The organism is Paraburkholderia sp. SIMBA_030 (genome assembly GCF_046535245.1).
Lineage (GTDB): Bacteria > Pseudomonadota > Gammaproteobacteria > Burkholderiales > Burkholderiaceae > Paraburkholderia.
Map to the genome: position 1 here is coordinate 1 of NZ_JAWRXB010000855.1, position 261 is coordinate 261.

Genomic DNA, 261 nt, shown 5'->3' on the forward strand with positions numbered 1-261 from the left:
CAGCTTCAGCGTACCCGCCAGAGAGCAAACTTCGTGGGAGATGCCTTCCATCATGCAGCCGTCGCCCATGAAGGCGTAGGTGTAGTGGTCGACAATGTCGTGGCCCGGACGGTTAAACTGCGCCGCCAGCGTTTTTTCTGCAATCGCCATACCGACTGCGTTGGCAATACCCTGACCCAGCGGACCGGTGGTGGTTTCCACACCAGCGGTGTAACCCACTTCCGGGTGACCCGGAGTTTTAGAGTGCAGCTGACGGAAGTT

At 58.6% G+C, this 261-nt stretch carries 1 pseudogene; it reads right to left on the reverse strand.

Features of this window, described 5'->3' with window-relative positions:
• A pseudogene (locus SB772_RS42430) lies at nt 1–261 on the reverse strand (transketolase); the annotation flags it as partial.